The 17,117-nt window shown below is 62.4% G+C and carries 16 protein-coding genes; 12 read left to right on the top strand and 4 right to left on the bottom strand.

The features are described from left to right. Window positions 1–31: 31 nt before the first annotated feature. The gene (locus M2650_RS08745; protein ID WP_249473307.1) at window positions 32–637 is read right to left on the bottom strand and encodes a hypothetical protein; all 606 of its coding nucleotides are present in this window, start codon (window positions 635–637) and stop codon (window positions 32–34) included. Between the two features lie 377 nt (window positions 638–1,014). Further along, window positions 1,015–3,978, bottom strand: coding sequence for a TonB-dependent receptor (locus tag M2650_RS08740; protein WP_249473305.1), 2,964 nt, complete (start codon window positions 3,976–3,978; stop codon window positions 1,015–1,017). 727 nt (window positions 3,979–4,705) lie between these two features. Here M2650_RS08740 and M2650_RS08735 point away from each other — a divergent pair. The 4 genes from M2650_RS08735 (at window position 4,706) to M2650_RS08720 (ending at window position 8,643) form a co-directional block, all read left to right on the top strand. After that, window positions 4,706–5,098, top strand: coding sequence for a glutaredoxin family protein (locus tag M2650_RS08735; RefSeq protein WP_249473303.1), 393 nt, complete (start codon window positions 4,706–4,708; stop codon window positions 5,096–5,098). A gap of 591 nt (window positions 5,099–5,689) precedes the next feature. Beyond that, on the top strand, window positions 5,690–6,490 hold the full coding sequence (locus tag M2650_RS08730) for a class I SAM-dependent methyltransferase (protein ID WP_249473301.1): 801 nt from the start codon (window positions 5,690–5,692) through the stop codon (window positions 6,488–6,490). A gap of 360 nt (window positions 6,491–6,850) precedes the next feature. Further along, a complete protein-coding gene (locus M2650_RS08725) occupies window positions 6,851–8,098 on the top strand; it encodes a vanadium-dependent haloperoxidase (RefSeq protein ID WP_249473299.1) in 1,248 nt (415 codons plus the stop codon). A gap of 119 nt (window positions 8,099–8,217) precedes the next feature. Next, the gene (locus M2650_RS08720) at window positions 8,218–8,643 is read left to right on the top strand and encodes a cupin domain-containing protein (protein ID WP_249473298.1); all 426 of its coding nucleotides are present in this window, start codon (window positions 8,218–8,220) and stop codon (window positions 8,641–8,643) included. An 82-nt stretch (window positions 8,644–8,725) separates the two neighbouring features. Here M2650_RS08720 and M2650_RS08715 read toward each other — a convergent pair whose 3' ends face one another. Continuing rightward, window positions 8,726–9,622, bottom strand: coding sequence for a LysR family transcriptional regulator (locus M2650_RS08715; RefSeq protein ID WP_249473295.1), 897 nt, complete (start codon window positions 9,620–9,622; stop codon window positions 8,726–8,728). A 190-nt stretch (window positions 9,623–9,812) separates the two neighbouring features. On the opposite strand from M2650_RS08715, the gene M2650_RS16410 reads away from it, so the two are divergent. Together M2650_RS16410 and M2650_RS08710 are read left to right on the top strand one after the other, a co-directional pair. Further along, window positions 9,813–9,938, top strand: coding sequence for a hypothetical protein (locus tag M2650_RS16410; RefSeq protein ID WP_283254636.1), 126 nt, complete (start codon window positions 9,813–9,815; stop codon window positions 9,936–9,938). Between the two features lie 164 nt (window positions 9,939–10,102). Beyond that, the gene (locus M2650_RS08710; RefSeq protein ID WP_249473292.1) at window positions 10,103–10,375 is read left to right on the top strand and encodes a TfoX/Sxy family DNA transformation protein; all 273 of its coding nucleotides are present in this window, start codon (window positions 10,103–10,105) and stop codon (window positions 10,373–10,375) included. Between the two features lie 143 nt (window positions 10,376–10,518). Here the strand turns inward: M2650_RS08710 and M2650_RS08705 are convergent, their stop codons facing one another. Then, a complete protein-coding gene (locus M2650_RS08705) occupies window positions 10,519–11,652 on the bottom strand; it encodes a serine hydrolase domain-containing protein (RefSeq protein ID WP_249473291.1) in 1,134 nt (377 codons plus the stop codon). 162 nt (window positions 11,653–11,814) lie between these two features. Between M2650_RS08705 and M2650_RS08700 the strand changes: the two genes are divergently transcribed. From M2650_RS08700 to M2650_RS08675, 6 genes are all read left to right on the top strand, one after another. Continuing rightward, a complete protein-coding gene (locus M2650_RS08700; protein WP_249473290.1) occupies window positions 11,815–12,273 on the top strand; it encodes a hypothetical protein in 459 nt (152 codons plus the stop codon). Window positions 12,274–12,328: 55 nt separating this feature from the next. Further along, window positions 12,329–13,312 (top strand): tRNA dihydrouridine(20/20a) synthase DusA, encoded by a 984-nt coding sequence (gene dusA / locus M2650_RS08695; RefSeq protein ID WP_283254635.1) that lies wholly within the window; start codon window positions 12,329–12,331, stop codon window positions 13,310–13,312. A gap of 16 nt (window positions 13,313–13,328) precedes the next feature. Next, entirely contained in the window at window positions 13,329–14,240 is a 912-nt protein-coding gene (locus M2650_RS08690; RefSeq protein ID WP_249473288.1) for an arginine deiminase-related protein, read from the top strand. Window positions 14,241–14,354: 114 nt separating this feature from the next. Continuing rightward, a complete protein-coding gene (locus M2650_RS08685; RefSeq protein ID WP_249473287.1) occupies window positions 14,355–14,762 on the top strand; it encodes a hypothetical protein in 408 nt (135 codons plus the stop codon). 63 nt (window positions 14,763–14,825) lie between these two features. After that, a complete protein-coding gene (locus M2650_RS08680; RefSeq protein ID WP_249473286.1) occupies window positions 14,826–15,512 on the top strand; it encodes a response regulator transcription factor in 687 nt (228 codons plus the stop codon). Between the two features lie 104 nt (window positions 15,513–15,616). After that, window positions 15,617–17,014: an ATP-binding protein gene (locus M2650_RS08675; protein ID WP_249473285.1), complete on the top strand. Its 1,398-nt coding sequence runs from the start codon at window positions 15,617–15,619 to the stop codon at window positions 17,012–17,014. Window positions 17,015–17,117 lie beyond the last annotated feature (103 nt).

The raw sequence follows: 17,117 nt of genomic DNA, 5'->3' as shown, positions 1-17,117 counted from the left end.
TCAACCAAAGCGCTCCAATCTTTCATTCCCTCTATTTTGCGGACGATTCCGGCTTCGGACCGGCTGCCTCCGCGGCCCCAACCGTGAACTGCGTGGCGCCGAATACTTGATCCGCCGTTTTCGACAGGTCGGCCTTGTAGGCGGATTCCCTGGTGTCGGAACGCTGAGTCAGTTCCATTTGGATCATTTTCTCAAAAGAGGCCGGGTGGCGGCACAGCTGGCCCCTGACGCTGACGAAAGGCAAAGCTCCGGCTGTTTTGTCTTCGAAAATGCCATCGTAACGGACGCAGGGAACGCCTTGTTCGTGCATCCCATAGTAGTAATGGCCGCTCACTTTTTTGAGCTTGGAAAACGTCTGCTCCTGCCTGGCTTCGGCGAATCGGAAGAACGCTTGGTTCTCCGGCTGGGGTCCGATGGTTGAGCTTGAAAACGTCAACTTAATAGCGGGATGGCCTTGAGCTTTGCGTTCATAGGCGATCTGCTGGGCAGCGCCTTTGATCCGATTCCATCCGGAATCCGGCGGCAACCCGATCGTCAGGCCGTCGAGCTCTGAGGATTGGATAGGAATCGCTGCATGCAGCGGGCTTTGCAGGCCGCCGAGGGCCAGCAGGGTTACGGCGAGAAATCGTATGCGCATTGGACGTTCCTAGGGCTCTTGCTATCGCATCGGCGCGCGCTGCCAGGTTCGCAACGATATGCAACGAGGCTTGGCCAAACTTACATGCGATTTGCGAACGGCAAAAAAGACCTACAGCCGAGGGGTTTGTTCGACTGCAGGTAGGGTAAGGGGGTTACAGCAATGGCACCATATATGGCGCTCTATTTAGCTCATGCGTAACGGTGGATCTTGCTGGTACTCAAAAGCCGAGGAGGCGCTGAAAATGCCGGCAGCTTGAGCGTTTGGCTCGGATATAGAAGCTAGGTGCGATCAACTAACCGTACTCACCGCCAACGGCCTTTGCCGATTGAAGAAGTCGTGGGCCGCTTCGATGAATCGGCCCACGACTGGCCATGCTACAAACTGAAATCGTAGCCAACGCTCAAGCGGACCGAGCGCGGCGCCTGCCAGGTGAGCGGCTGCAGATGGCGGTTTCGGGGCGATTGGCGCTCGCGAACCGAGGTCACCGTGCTCTCGTCGGTCACGTTGAACACATCGAGCTTGGCCCAAAGGCCCGCCGCCCACTTCGGCTCGTAAGCGACCTGCAGGCCCAGGTTGCGCGTCCAGTCCAGGCGCCCGCGGGTGCCTCGCGGCGCGGCAACCCCATCGCAAAAGAACGACGAGTTCGTATACAGCGTCTTTTCTTTGCTTCGTCCCTCGGGAAAATCGCCAAAGCAGTTCAAAGGACGGCCGCTTTGGACGATCAGGTTGGCGCCGATCCGCCATTCGTCGGCGATTTGATACGAACCGAATATCTTGAGGGCGTGGCGGCGATCGTTCGGCAGGTAGCCGTAGCTGTTCTCCATCAATTCCGCAAAATCGAAGTCCTGGGTCAAGCCGGCATCGGGCTGGGCGATGTCCGATTTCACATAGCCTTCGGTATTGCCGATGCTCTTGGACCAGGTGTAGGAACCCTGCATCGTCCACTTGCCGTCCCAAACGCGCTCGAAAAAGAACTCGAGCGCGTTGTAGGTGCGGGTCGGCGTCGGCAGCCGCAGCGCACTGGCCGGAATCTTGATCTTTTCGAGAGTGCCGTCGCCGTTGATGTCGATATTCGCCGAAAGGTCCTGGCCCGGATTCATCAGGAAGCAATGCGCCGTGCCTTCACCGATGGCATCCGCTTCGCTCGTGATCTCGCCGTCCACCTCGTCGTCTGGAGTGCTGGAGAACCCGTTGGCCGCAGCCCAATCGTGCGGGGCTTGGTAAGCGCAGTAGTCGTCCATGCCCGAACTCATCTTGCGATGGATCGCGCGGATACCCGCCGACCACTTGTCGGTCAATTGCTGCTGGAAGCCCAGGATGTACTCGTCCTGGAACAGCGGCGACAGGTTGTCGTCGACCACGCTGCGCGGATCGGCGGCCACGCCAGTGGACTGCACCACGCGCGCGATCTGCTGGCCGAGCACGGGCGTGTCGAAACGGCCGCCGCTGAAAGTGCCGTCGAAGACGAAGTAGGTCTGGATATCCCGCTCGGCGCCGGACAAGCGAACATTGGTGTTGGTCATGATCGGGATGTAGTAACGGCCCGCATTGCCGAACACCTTGGTGGTGGAATCGCCGTTGACGTCCCACGAGAAGCCCAGGCGCGGCGCCCAGGTGTCGTCCTTTTTGGCGAAGACGATGCCGTCCGCGTTCAAGTTCTCGAACGATTCGTTGCGGATGCCGGCATAGGCCAGGAAGGTATCGGAGATCTGCCAGCTGTCCTCGAGGTAGTAAGCCTGGTTCTTGGTAGAGAACTCGCCGCCGTTGCTGAACTCTCGAGCTGTGACGATGGCCGTCGTGCCCGGCGGCACGATCGTGCCGGGCGGCAACGGCGCGTCGCCGACCGGATCGATGGTGAAGCTGATGCCGCCCGAGGATTCGTTCTTGGCGATGGAGTTGATCTCCTCGCGATCCAGGCCGAAGCGCAGCGTATGGTCGCCGAGCACCCACTCGGCATCGATGCGGTAAGCGTCGCGATCGTCGCCGGCGTCTTCGGTCGAGAACGCTGCGGCGACCGCGCAGCCGCGGCGGGATGGCTGGCCGGGCCGGTTGTCCTGGACGAACGGGCAGTCCGTATTCGGCGTGATCGACGCATTGCGGTACTCGCCTCGGCCAGCCAGCGCAGACAACGTGAAATTGTCGCCGAAGTAGCCCGTCCATTTCGCGATGTAATTGTCGCCGCCGGTGACGAAGCTCTGGGTGCCCTGGAAAGCTCCCAGCCGCTTGCTCCAAGGCTCAAGCAGCTGAAAGACGTCACGCGTGGTCTCTTCGCGGTCGCGGAACGCGGTCAGCTCGATCACGTGGCTGTCGGTGATGTTCCAATCGATCTTCACCAAGCCCTTGTCGTTGTTGCTCTTGTCGAACTGGCCGCGGCGCAAGTTGGTGAAATTGGTGCCGTACAGGTCGGTTTCGGTCTTATTGCCTTGATACAAGGCAAAGAGGAAAAGCCGATCCTTGAGGATGGGGCCGCTGCCGTAGACGTTGTATATGAGCTCGTCCTGCTCGTGCTCGGCGTCGACCAAGCCCCAGCGGCCGTCGGAGCCAAGGTCCTCGCGGCGAAACGAGCTCCGCAAGCTGTTGGGCGTGTAGTAGGCGCTGCCGCCGAATGTCCACTCGTTAGTGCCGCGTTTGGTAATGACGTTCACGACGCCACCCAGCGAACGTCCGAATTCGGCGCCGTATCCGCCGGTTTTGACCTGCGTTTCGGCGATGCCTTCGAAGGGCACCTCGTTGTACGCCAAGCCGTTACGGATATTGGTGACGTTGAAACCGTTGATGTAGTACGCGTTCTCGGCCGCCGAAGATCCGCCGAATGAGGCCACGTTGCCGAAGCTGTCGCTGCGAACGGTGCCTGGCGCGAGCAAGGCGACCGAAGTCGTATCGCGGCCGACCGGCAAGCGATCGATGGCTTCTTCGGTGAGGATGGTCGAAGACTCGACCGAGGACACGTCGATGGGGTTGATTGCGCCCGTGCCGATCACGGTCACGGTCTCGAGCTGGGCGGCATCGCCAGCGGAGGGAGCCACGAAATCGACGTTGGAGGCGGTGCCGACATTGACTACGACGTCGCGCGTATTCGTCGCCCCGTCGCTGCCTTTGCGCGTGACCGTGTATTTGCCCGGAGGCAGCTGCGACAAACGGTATCCGCCGTCTTGGCCTACGCTGATGGTTCGCGAGAATCCCGTATCCGAACTGGTCACGGTGATGGTGTCGCCCGAGGCGGCCCGGCCCGAAACCGTGCCTGCCGTATTGCTCTGCGCCTGCACGCCGCCGGCGAAGCATAGTGCTAAGGCCGCGCCAAGCGTGCTGCGTTTAAGAAGCTGATAATGATTGCGCATAAGTATGAACCTCCCCATATTGAATTGTTTGTTGCTTAGGTCGCTATGCGTCGGGTACGACGGCTAACCATCGGCAGTGCTGGTCCAGATGCTTTCAGGGAAAAAAAGTGACGGCCGCCAGCGGCAGATGGCGATATCGGATCCTCATCAATGCCCTTCGTGTGGATGGGCGCGCCGGTTAGCTCGAATGCCCGCGTCTATGCCCCGCCGTGCGATTTCAGTTCTGCCTTAGGCTTTTCCCAAGAAGCAATTAACCGGCGATCGTCTGCATGAGGCTGTGGCTTCGGGCGCATCGCGAAGCCTGGCGATGCGCCAATCTCCTCGATCGGCCAATCTGAATAAATGGGGCAAATGGCAATACACTTCTTCAGTTATCGGATTAATGCTTCGCCCGCTCGCGATCGAAAACGCTCTCGGCGTTCCGCATCAACGTGTCGCGAACGCGTCCTGACCTGATCGAAGCGAACATGGGCAGTGCCGCGCATCCATCGAGTCGCCAGGATCGGCTTTGGTCGCGATTGGACTTCACGGATCGCGAGCGCGCCGATTCAAAACCCGCAATCGGCCGGCGGTTCCTGCGGGGTCATTACTTCAGAAGATAAAGAGGTGTAATGCCTGGCGATGCATTTATTAGGCGCTACGAATAAGCGAGATTGACGCCTCGCTTGTCGAGCCGATGTTCAGGCGGATTCGATGAGTCGCTGTCCGGGCGATGGGAGCGGGAGAGATGCTGGCAAGAGCATTCATCAATACTGGCGTGGTTGCAGTATTTCTGGTTGGCGGATTTTTGCTGGGTTCCAACTTGCGCCGGACGTACGACCGGTTGTTCCCGGAACCCGATTACGTCATCGGCAATTATGAAGAGCTATACGATCAAGCCGCGAAGCCGGTCGTCATATTCTCGACTTCAATCTGCAAGTACTGCCAATACGCACGGGAATTGCTGCGGCACGAGAACGTCGCTTATCAGGACTTCGTCATCGATAAGTCGGCCGACGCAAGGCGGAAATTCGAGGCGCTCGACGGTAGCGGCGTGCCGATGCTGTTTATCGGAAATCGCCGTATCGTTGGTTTCCGTGAAAATGTAATCCGCGACTCTCTCGCATGCATTCGGCAATAGGATCGCGTCTCGCCAGGGATTCGCCGCATATGGAGATGCGGCTAAAAAGGCCGAACGGCGCTTAATTGGTTCGGCCGGCGGCGGCTCGCAGTGGGAATCTGCAGCTGCTCACTTTCACTGATGGATTGAGGAAAAGGCGATGAAAACAAGGTATCGCACTAGCGTACTGCTGGCGGGTTGCGCACTGCTCCTGGGGATCGGCGTCAGCATGACAGCCTTCGCGCGCCCATGCTGCAGCCAATGCCCTATCGATGATCCCGATTCGCATTGCTGGAACATTTGCGTCGAATGTCCGGAACCTACGGAATAGAGGCCGCAGGTCGTCCGTTGAAAGGGGGCGGAACATCGCCCCTTTTCTTTCTGGCATGCGATTGAAAAGAGCCTTTGTGTTGTTAAGAAATATTCGGGTGGATGCTGCGATTTAAAGGATCGTTCGTAGTTTCTTGCTGACGGCGCATTAACGAGCGCGCGCGCGGTGTCATGCAAACGGATGCTTCGGCCGAAAGTTCGAAGTACCCAGGAATCGGATCGGATCGTAGCGGCTCGTGATCCGGCTTAATTCTGAATTAGGCCGCATAGGGGGAGTGCCGCATGTTGGAAATACCGCCGAATCGATGGCTGGAAAGCGATCGATACGATTCCTATATCGGCCGTTGGAGCAAACTTGTTGCGAAGAGATTTATCGATTGGCTCGATTCCGCTCCCGCTCTGCGTTGGCTGGACGTCGGCTGCGGAACCGGCGCCCTGACGGCTGCGATACTCGATAGGGCCGAACCGACGGCCGTTATGGGGTTTGATTCGTCTTATGCGTTCGTCAACCATACAAGAGCGCGCTACATTGACCGTCGTGCATCGTTCGAGGTGGGTCAGGCCCAGGCGCTTCCTTTCAGGACGAATTTTTTCGACATGGCGGTCTCCGGCCTCGTTCTGAACTTTGTCTCGGATCAGAAGGCTGCGTTGAAAGAAATGCAACGCGTCGTCAAACCCGGAGGAATGACCGCTCTCTATGTGTGGGATTATGCCGGCAAGATGGAGATGCTTCGCTATTTCTGGGACTCTGCTATCGCGCAAGACCCCGATGCCTTGCCCTTCGATGAAGGAAGGCGTTTCCCCATCTGCGACCCCGATCGGCTGAGAACGTTATTCGAAAGTACCGGGTTTCAGGATGTTGCCGTTCGCGCAATCGATGTCACTACGTTCTTTCGCGACTTCGACGATTATTGGCATCCCTTCCTCGGCAGCCAAGGTCCGGCGCCGGCCTATGCCATGTCGCTCAGCGAAGAGCGCCGCAAGTCGCTCCGCTTCCGGATTAAGGGTAGCCTGCCGAGTAATCCGGGTGGAGGCATAAGCCTTACCGCTCGTGCCTGGGCAGTGTCCGGCCGGGTGCCGTAGGCAGGTGTGCCGCAGCCCTCGGCGGATTCGCGACTAAAGGTATGCGTTGGTGTCGGATTCGGGTCGATAGCCGGCTTGCACCGGGGGGCATCGCAATCATTAGCGTCTATGCGCTCTTCTCGATGGATTCTGAAACATCTTGCAGCGTCGTGGCGGTTTGCATACTCCGGGCCAGCTTCTTGGCGCCCGCAAGTTCCTTGCCCTCTGCGGGGAATTCTCGGTGGCCGAAGCGGGCATTTTGATTAATTCATTTTATGGAGCAGTGTATTACCTGGCAGCCCATTTATTCAACATTAGCAATCGGGAATATTGGCGTTTCTGCCTAGGCACTCCGAGTGCCTATGGAATACGGAGAAATGCATGTTGAAGCATCTGCATCTGTGGTTGTTGGCGTGTTCGGTTTGTGCTTTTTCGACGCCGGCTTTTTCGGCCGATGCGATCACCGATTGGAACGAGAAGGCGGTTGCTCTGGTCAGCGAGCAGAAACTGCTGCCGCCGCAGGCGGAGCGGGTGATGGCCTGCGTGCATGTGGCCATGTTCGATGCGGTCAACTCCATCGGTCCCCGGTATCGGCCCTACCGCCATGCGATTCCGGCTACGGCGAACGCCTCGAAATCGGCAGCGGCAGCCGCTGCTGCCGCAACCGTCCTGGTCGGATTGCATCCGGAACGCGCCAAGCAAACGAACGCGGATCTGGCCGCATATTTGGCCAAGCTCCCGCAGGGCGCGGCCAAATCCGAAGGCATCAAGCTGGGGCGCGAAATCGCGGCGCGCACCCTCGCAGACCGCGAAAAAGACGGTTCGGCCGTGCCCGATGCTTATCGGCCCAAGACCCGGCCAGGCGTGTATGTACCCACGCCGATCACCGCCTCCTCCATGTGGCCCGAGGTCAAACCGTTCGTCATGACCGGCCCCGCGCAATTGCGTCCGCCGCCGCCGGTCTCGCTCGCGAGCCGGGAATGGGCGGCCGACTATAACGAGCTCAAGCGTCTGGGCGGTAAGAACAGCTCCGAGCGCAGCGCGCAACAGACCGAAGACGCGCGCTTCTGGCTCATTACCGGCCCGGCGAGTTACTACCCGATCGTGCGGCAGCTGACGGTCGCAAAAAAAATGGATCTGGTCGACAGCGCGCGTTATATGGCCTTGGTGGCCATCGCCACGGCCGACGCCTATATCGCGGTGTTCGACGGCAAGTACCACTACGATTTCTGGCGGCCGATCACCGCGATCCGCAACGGCGACATCGACGGCAATGCCGCCACCGAACGCGTGGCGACCTGGCAGCCGATCGACAATACGCCGATGCATCCGGAGTATCCCTGCGCGCATTGCATCACGGCTGCCGCCGTCGCGACCGTGAGCAAAGCGGTGATGGGCGGCGCGGATATACCGGAGGTCGCGATGACCAGCGCCACGGCGCCGGGCGTGACGCACCGCTGGAGAAACCTGGATGCGTACGCCGACGAGGTTTCGATGGCGCGCATCTACGCAGGCTTCCACTACCGGTTCTCGACGCGCGTGGGGCAGGACATGGGCCGCAAGGTCGGCCGGATGGCGGTGCAGAACGCCTTGCAGCCCAAATCGGCACTGCCCGCCCACCGGCCATGAGGATTGATCGTAGGCGCAGGCGCATGCACGATGCGGCTGCCAAACCCACACTTCGAGCTGAGGAGGCCACCATGGAGCGCCTTGCGGCAAGCATGCTGCTTGCCTGTGGATTCTGCGTGATGCCTGGCGCCGCGGCGCAGGCGCAGCATCCGGTCGAGCATGTCATGTTCGAACCGTCCGAGCTGGTCTGGCGCGACTTGCCTTCGTTGCCCGGTGTCAAGATCGCAGTGCTCGAGGGCCCGCTGGACCAGCCGGTGCCGATCATGTTCCGGTTGAAATTTCCGGCCAACTACAAGATCCCGCCGCATTGGCACCCGGGCATCGAGCACATCACGGTACTTTCCGGAAAACTGCACATGGGCTTCGGCGACGAGTTCGATCGCGCTAAATCGCATCCGCTAGCGCCTGGCGCCGCCGCGATCATGCAGCCACGGACCCACCATTTCGCCTGGACCAGCGAAGAGACCATCACTCAGATACACAGCATCGGGCCGTGGTCGGTAACTTACGTCAATCCGGCCGACGATCCGGCCAGGAGGCGCTGACCCATGTAACGGCCGCACGCTTATAGGGCGAGCTTTGCTTCCGGTATGGACAAGGTTCGCCCGCTTTGTTTTGTGAGAGCGCTCAGTCGAAGGCGACCAAACGAAGCTTGTCGACGCACTCGTCGACGAACGTGCGTACTTTGTTCGACAGCATTCGCGTCTGCGGGTAGATCACCTGTACCGGTATCGGTTCGGTCTCGTAGCTCTCGAGCAAGTATTTCAGCCGGCCATCCTTGCGGTACGGCGCGACCATATACGAAAGGAACATGCCTACGCCGAGGCCATTGGCGCAGGCCTCCAAGGCACTGTCTATTTCGTTGCAGGTGACTACGCTGGAAGTGGGTACGGATGTCTGCCGGTTGCCTACCCGGAAACGCCATTCGCTGCGCGGATTGAGACCGACATGCCTGACGCAGTTGTGTTCGCGCAGATCCGCCGGCACTTTCGGAACGCCGTGACGGCGCAGGTACCGATCGCTTGCGCAGAGCACGCGCCGCACCCGGCCTACCGGAATGGCCACCAGCGACGAATCCCTGAGGTGGGCGATGCGGACCGCCACATCCATGCCTTCTTCGATCAGGTTCACGACGCGGTCTACGAACAACATGTCCGCGCTTACTTTCGGGTGGCGGCGCAGGAAGTCGTGCACGATCGGCGCGATGTAGTGGCGCCCGAAGGCTACCGAGGCGGTGACGCTCAATTTGCCTACAGGCTCGGTGCGGCGCGCGACCAAGATGTCTTCCGCCTCCTGCGTAGCGGCGAGGATGTCGCGGCAGCGTTCCAGATACTGCACGCCTTCGTCGGTGAGGTTGATCCGCCGCGTCGTGCGTTTGAGCAGCGAGACGCCGAGATGGCGTTCGAGCGCGGCCAGGGAGCGCACCACGGTCGGTAGCGAAGTGTCGAGCGATTCGGCGGCTGCGGTCAGGCTGCCGTCCTCGACGATCCGCACGAAAGTCCTCATCGCAGCGAGTTTGTCCATGGCCTCACGTCGCAAGAATTAATTCATCGGGTGCAGCAGTGTATTGCCTTTTAACCCATTTATTCAATGCAGCGAATCGTCGAAATTGGCGCATCGTCGGCCGCGCGCCCGCGTTCGGACCACGGCGTATCTGGCGCCAACATTCGCAAGGAAAGATAAATGAGGATTCGACATCTCGCGCGATACCGCGGTGCTGGAGGCGGGCATCGACATGCAGCTGAGCCCGCTCGCCACCTTGGGCGTGAGCTATAGCGGCCAGCTCGCCGACGACGCACAAGAACACAGCGCGCAAGCGCAACTGCAGGTCAAGTTCTAACCACGGCAACATGCATCGCGTTGTAGCGGCTCATCCCCCGGGCCGTTGCTTCACGCCACGCAGGCTCCTTGCCCTGCGTGGCGTTCTTCTTTTGGCGTCGCCATCGTGGCGCCTCCGACATTGCTCGAATGACCGAATGTAGCTAGGCCCACGGCGAAGCGCTCATGGCTACCGTCAAAATCACGGAGGGGCTGCAGAGCTTGGGAGGCAAGTCCCGGGAGGCCCTGGCCCGTGCAGGAATCACCACCGATGCCCAGCTGCGCCATCTCGGCGCCGTCGAAGCTTACGTCAGAGCGAAGAAAGCCGGCCACGGTGTTAGCCTGAACTTGCTTTGGGGGCTGGAGTCGGCGCTTACCGGAATTCCTTGGCGGGAAGTTGCGCGGACTTATCGAACCTATCTCTTGCTTGCCGTTGAGGACAGGGAAAGAAATGGCTAGCGACTCTACGAGGCGTCGAGCTATACCGCGACGCCTCTGGCCGACGCGCATCCGCCATTCTTGCGGGACGCATCAATTTCGATGAAGAACGGGAGCAAAAATCCGTTTCGGCTGATTGCGATGCCGCGTGTCCACGCCGCGACTCAGTGGCTCGCAGCGACGGGCGCTAGATGTTTCGCAATCCGGTCGGCCAGCTCCACCAGGCGGTTCTGCGCTTGCGGGTCGGATTCATTCGCCAGCAGCGAGATGCCGAGCCCGCGCTCGGGATATAGCACCACGTAGCTGCTGAAACCGAAGGTTCCACCGGTGTGCCAGATCGTGCGTCGCCCGTGGACGTCGGTGTCGACATGCCAATTCAACGCGATCGTATCGTGTTCGGCAACGATGGTTGCACGGTGGCTCAACGCGATGGCGGCATCGCTTTCGTCCATCTGCAGCCGCAGGTACCGGACCATGTCCGTACTGGACGAAAGCAACCCGCCGGCTTCGCGCAGGTCGCGCATGTCGGTGATATAGGGCATCGCTTTGCCTCTATCGTCATATCCGCGCGCCAGGAAGGCGGAGGCGGAGGTGGGGTCGAAGCCGGTCTGCCGCATGCCTAGCGGGCGCAGGATGCGTTCCTCCAGCAGTTCGGTATAGGAACGGTCGAAGGCGCGCTCCAGTACTCCGACCAACAACTGCGCGGCGACGTTGGAATGGCGGGGCCGGCTGCCCGGCGCAGCCTTCAATGCTACCTGGTGCAGATCACGGTAGAAGTCTTCGCGGCTATAGTCGCGATGGAGCGCGAGCAATGCGTCGGGAATCTGTTCGGGCTTAAGTCCGGTCAATGCATCGGGACGATCCGGCAGCCAGTTCGGCAATTCCGAGGTCAGATTCGCCAGATGCACTACGCGGATCGGTTGTCCTTCGTACTCGAGGTTCGGATAGGGTTCGGGCAGATAGCGGCGAATGTCATCGTCCAGCTTCAACCGTCCTTCCTGCACGGCGTAGGCCAGCAGCGTGCTGGTGAAGGTCTTGCTGTTGGACCCGATTTCGTAGCGGGTGTTCGCCGTTGCCGCACTGCGGGAGGCCTTATCCTGCTGGCCGAAGCCGTAACAGGTCGCGCTGCCTTTGTGCAGGAGCCCGACGGAAAGCCCGATGGCCTGCGGCGATTGCAGGAACTCCGCTCCCATCGCCTGGATGGCGGCATCTTCGCCATCGGGACAGTCGCTTGCCCGTGCGGGCGATTGCAATGCGAGCAGACACAAACCGCTTCCCAGCCACGCCAATGCACGCATGCGGCAATCTCCAGAGCGGCGCCGAACGATCCGGCATCGACTCCGACGCTAGCATGGTGCCCATGGTTGTACATATGTCTGATGGACTAGTGATGCCATGGTGTCGCCGGCCCCACTGCGGGGCGACATAACTCGCGAATGCTGCTTCGGGCAGCCCATGGCGTGCTGCAGATCGTCATTCCAAGAAATCCGGAAACCATGCCGACGCAGGAAAGGTTCCTGCTGCTGTCCGGGTTCCGTTTGCGTGGGCGACGCCATCTCCGCGCCAGCTTGCTTCGTCTTGAGAATTGCCAGTCCTTAATCTCCCTCCCGTCGCGCCAGCTCGTCGCTGATGAAATCGTCGATGATGAGCTGATCACGATCAGCCAGTGGATAGGGATCGATCCGCGCTACCGATCAAGACGATCGCTACGTGCATTCGACGAGCTTTGGGTCGGCTTCAGCGGCGATTCGCCAGGATCCACCCCGACGCTCGATCGAGGCGTCCCATTCCCGCGCGTCTTCATGGCGCGGGAAGGTCCGGCTGGCATACGATTGTTCGCGCCTAACCTGGCCCGGCTGCGGCCGGAGGCAGGTGACGTCGCCATTTTCCATGCGCTATGCGTGCACTGGGCGGCGTAGAAGGGCGCAATCGAGTGCACGCGCTTGTTCGTGGGTTTATTTACTGGATAAATAGTTGAATTACAACGATAAAATTCTTGCCGTAGCGCCCATGATGGACTGGACCGACACGCATTGCCGCGTGTTCCATCGTCTGCTGGCGCCGCACGCCCGGTTGTATACCGAAATGGTGCACGCCAATGCGGTGGTGCTGGGCGATCGCGATCGGCTGCTGGCGATGGATCCGGTGGAGCACCCGGTCGCGCTGCAATTGGGTGGCAGCGAGCCGGCGCTGTTGGCGCAGGCGGCGCGGATCGGCGCCGAGCGCGGTTTCGATGAGATCAATCTCAATGTCGGCTGCCCGTCGGATCGGGTGCAGGCGGGACGTTTCGGCGCCTGCCTGATGCGCGAGCCGGCGCTGGTCGCCGACAGCATCGCCGCGATGATCGCCGCCTGCACGGTGCCGGTGACGGTGAAGTGCCGACTAGGCGTGGACGACGACCACGATTACGGCCGTTTCCTGGCCTTCATCGATACGGTCGCACAGGCCGGGTGCCGCGCCTTCGTCGTGCACGCCCGCAACGCCTGGCTGAAAGGCCTGTCGCCGAAAGAGAATCGCGAAGTGCCGCCGCTGCGTTACGACTGGGCATACGCGCTGAAGCGCGAACGGCCGGCATTGGCGGTGATCGTCAACGGCGGCATCGTCACCGAAGCCGAAGCGATGGCGCACTTGGCGCATGCCGACGGCGCCATGCTCGGCCGCGCGGCCTATCACGATCCTTACCTGCTGCACCGGCTGGACGTCGCCTGGTTCGGCGGCGAGCTGCGCACCCGCGCCGACTTGCTGCGGTCGATGCGGCCTTACGTCGAAACGCAGCTCGCGCAAGGCAAGGCGCTCAAGCACATCACCCGCCATATCCTGGGCCTGTTCCACGGACAGCCGGGCGGGCGCGCGTTCCGGCAGATCCTCAGCGAAGGCGCGCATCGCGACGGCGCCGACTGGACGCTGGTGGAGCGCGCCATCGCGGCCACGTCGCCGCCGTCGCGCATCGCCGCTTGAATCGGCAGGCACGCCCATGATCACGCGCGATACCGACGCCTTCCTCGCCTTCGCGCGCGGATGCGCGCCGGACTTCGGCCCGGCCACGGCGAAGGCGGCGTTCCTGGTCGCGCCCGACGGTTTCGCGCGCGCGGAACAGTCGGCCGGCGACAACCGCTACATGGCCGATGCCGCCGCGTTCGACGCCGCGCGCGCATCGGCCGAACATCGCGAACTGCAGCGCGCCTTGTCGCGCAGCCTGCCGACGATCTGTTTTCCCGGCGATCCCGAAGCGCCCGATGCGCTCTTTCCCAACAACGTTTTCGCGACGGTGCCGGGGCGCCTGATCGTCGGGCGCATGCGCCATCCCGTGCGCCAGCGTGAAGCCGCGCGCAGCGATATCCGCGCCTGGTTCGCGGACGTGCTCGGTTATGCGCAAACCGACCTGTCGCAGCAACCCCATCCCTGCGAACTGACCGGCGCGCTGGTGATCGACCGTGCCCGCGGCCTGGGCTTCTGCGGTCTGTCCGAGCGTTGCGACGAAGCCGGGGCACGGTTGATGCATGAGGCTTTCGGCCTGCGCGCGACGCTGCTGTTCGACCTTGCGCCGGGCGAATACCACACCAACGTCGTACTGGCCGTGCTGGCCGGCCGGACCGCCCTGATCTGCGCAGATGGCATGGCCGATGCCGCCGTGGCCGATGCCGTCGCCGCTTTGTACGCCCCTCACGCGGTCTTGTTGACGGAAGCCGAACGCGCCGCCTTCGCCGGCAACGCCATCGCTTTGTCCGGCCACGAAGTTTGGATGAGCGCCGTAGCCGCCAACGCCCTGGAGCCCGCCCACCGCCTGGCTTTGCGGGAGGCGGGCTTCGCGCTGCGCAGCGCGGATCTGGCGGCGATCGAGTCCGCCGGCGGCTCGCTGCGCTGCTGCGTGGCGGAGCTGTTTTGAACGCCCGCGCGGCCTCGGGACTGAACCCAGCCCTGCTGCAATCGCAAAAGTTAAGGACGGATTCACCGCTCCCTTTTGAGAATCGTCCCTGCCTCGGGCCGTCCGGCCCTTCCCATGTCCTGGATTGACTGCGAGATCGCGATGTCGCTGCTGTGCCGTCCCCTGCTGCTGGTCCTGCTGACCGCCCTCGCCGGAGGCGTGGCCGGGACCGTTTTTGCCCAGGCCGTGCCCCAGGCTCAGCAGCGCGACCGCGGCCAGCACGAGGACCGCCCGCGCGGCAATCCGCAGGCCGACCGCCGCCGGTCGGAATTGTCCGATTCGGTGCGCAGGGTGGAGCGCGAGACGCGCGGCCAGGTACTCAGCGCCGAACGCCTCCAGTACGATGGCCGCGAACTCAATCGCGTCAAGGTGGTCGATGGCAACGGTCGCGTCCGCGTCTACGTCGACGATCCCGCCCAACGCGGCCGCGATCGCGGCAACGCCCGTACACGCCGCGATGACGAAGACGAGCCCAATCTTTAGCGCGTCGAATTCGTTCCGAAATCTCCGGCAGGCGCCGGTCATTCCCTCTCCTGGAGTTCGCTGATGAGAATCCTGCTCGTCGAAGACGAAGCCCCCTTGCGCGAAACCCTGGCCGCGCGCCTGAAACGCGAAGGCTATGCGGTGGACGCCGCGCAAGACGGCGAGGAAGGCCTGTACATGGGCCGCGAAGTGCCGTTCGACGTCGGCATCATCGACCTCGGCCTGCCGAAAATGTCGGGCATGGAGCTGATCAAGGCGCTGCGCGACGAGGGCAAGCAGTTCCCGGTGCTGATCCTCACCGCGCGTTCGAGCTGGCAGGACAAAGTGGACGGCCTCAAGCACGGCGCCGACGACTACCTGGTCAAGCCCTTCCACGTGGAAGAGTTGCTGGCGCGCATCAACGCGCTGGTGCGCCGCGCCGCGGGCTGGAGCAAGCCGACCCTGGAATGCGGCCCGGTCACGCTCGACCTGGCGGCGCAGACGGTCAGCGTCAACGGCGGCAACGTCGATCTGACCAGCTACGAATACAAGGTGCTCGAGTATCTGATGATGCATGCCGGCGAATTGGTCTCGAAGGCCGACCTGACCGAGCACATCTACCAGCAGGATTTCGACCGCGATTCCAACGTGCTGGAAGTCTTCATCGGCCGCCTGCGCAAGAAGCTCGACCCCGACGGCGCGCTCAAGCCGATCGAAACCGTGCGCGGCCGCGGCTACCGTTTCGCGATCGCGCGCAGCAACGAAGGCTGAGCGCGCGGCGCGCACGGCCGTGGCGGCCCATTCCGTTGCCGCCATCGTCCTCATGCTGCACGCTAGCGCCGTGCCGATGATCGATTACTCCCGGAACCGCAAGCATGGCTGAGGTCTGGCGACCGCGCTCGCTGGCCGCGCGGCAATTGCTGGCGGCCAGCCTGGGCCTGATCGCGTTCCTGGCCTTGGCCGGCTATGCGCTGGATCGCGCCTTCGTCGACACCGCCGAAAGCAATCTGCGCCAGCGCCTGGAAAGCTATGCGCTGGCGTATGCCGCGGGCACCGAGTTCGACGTGGCCGGCGGCATCGAGCCCCCGTTCCAAGCGCCGGATCCGCGCTTCGACCGTCCCGGCAGCGGCCTGTACGCGGAGATCGTGTACGGCGACAACCGCTGGGATTCGATGTCGGCGCAAGGCCCCACGTTGCCGAGCGGACGCATGCTGGCGGCGAAGGAAGAAACCTTCGACGGGCCGATGCCGATCACCAAGATCGGCGGCGACCCCGGTGAGGTGTACCGCTACGGCACCGGTTACGTGTGGGCCGAGCTGTCCACCGCCACCGAATTCCCCTACACGATCTACGTGATGGAGGACACGCGACAGCTGGAAGCGCAGCTGACCGTGTTCCGCCGTGCGCTATGGGGCTATATGAGCATCGGCGGCGCGGTGCTGCTGTTGCTGCAGTTCGTGATCCTGCGCTGGAGCCTGTGGCCGCTGCGGCGCGTGATCGCCGAGCTCAAGCGCGTGCAGCGCGGTCTGGCCACGCGCATGAGCGAGCGCCATCCGCGCGAGTTGGAGCCGCTGACCGACAGCATCAACGCCTTCATCGAAAGCGAACGCGAAAACCTCGACCGCCAGCGCAACACGCTCGCCGACTTGGCGCACAGCCTGAAGACGCCGCTGGCGGTGCTGCGCACGCGCCTGGACGACGGCGCCCCGGCGGGCGAACTGCGCGAGGAGCTCGACGTGCAGCTGCGGCGCATGAACAGCCTGGTGTCGTACCAGCTGGCGCGCGCGGCGTCGGGCGGGCATACGCTTTTCGCCGCGCCGATCGAGATCGAACCGCATGCCGAGCAGATCGTGCGCGGGCTGGAGAAGATCTATTCGAGCAAAGGCGTGGTCTGCGAATTCGACATCGAACCGCAGGCGCGCTTCCACGGCGAAGCCGGCGACCTGCAGGAACTGCTCGGCAACCTGCTGGAGAACGCCTTCAAGTGGGCGCACAAGCGCGTGCTGCTCACCGCGCATCGCGGCCCGGCCAGCACCAACCGGCGTCCGGGCCTGCTATTGGCGGTGGACGACGACGGCCCGGGCATCCCGCCCGAACGCGTCGCGGCGCTGCTGCAACGCGGCGTGCGCGGCGACGAGCGCGTGCAGGGCCACGGCATCGGCCTGGCGATCGTGCAGGACATCGTGCACGGCTACCGCGGCGAACTGGAAGTCGGCGTCTCGCCCGAGCTGGGCGGCGCGCGCTTCGAAATAAAATTGCCGCCGGGCCTTTAATGCCTGCTCCGCAAGGGTGGAACTCGAACGCCGGAACCCAACGCTTGCCTTGCTCTGTAGAGCGGGGCTTGCCCCGCCGCTCTTGCGTTAAAGCCGTCCTCCC

The sequence above is a fragment of the Luteimonas galliterrae genome (assembly GCF_023374055.1).
Lineage (GTDB): Bacteria > Pseudomonadota > Gammaproteobacteria > Xanthomonadales > Xanthomonadaceae > Luteimonas_C > Luteimonas_C galliterrae.
Note: the sequence above shows the minus strand (reverse complement) of the source record. Positions and strands in the feature narration are given on the sequence as shown.